Consider the following 273-nt stretch of genomic DNA (forward strand, 5'->3'; position numbering starts at 1 on the left):
GCAGGCTGCGGAAGCTGGTCTCATCCTTCGGCACCTCGGCCTCGGCTTCGCCCTCGCCAAGGCTGGCATCGGCCAGCGCCTGCAGGTGCGCAGGTACTGGCGCGTCATCTGGGTCGAGCAACGGCTCCGGTTCCATCTCGCGCAGTTCGGCCAATGCCGGCAGCTCCTCAAGGCTCTTGAGATTGAAGTGGTCGAGAAATGCCTTTGTGGTGGCGAACATCGCCGGCCGCCCCGGCACTTCGCGATAACCCACGATGCGAATCCACTCGCGCT

General features: G+C 64.8%; 1 protein-coding gene. It reads right to left on the reverse strand.

Annotated features, from left to right (window positions below):
• Nucleotides 1-273, reverse strand: a 273-nt coding sequence (scpB, locus tag SB725_RS31235; protein WP_410923280.1) for an SMC-Scp complex subunit ScpB, incomplete at both ends; no start/stop codon positions are given.

The organism is Pseudomonas sp. SIMBA_041 (genome assembly GCF_046535095.1).
In the GTDB taxonomy this organism is placed as follows: Bacteria; Pseudomonadota; Gammaproteobacteria; order Pseudomonadales; family Pseudomonadaceae; genus Aquipseudomonas; species Aquipseudomonas mucoides.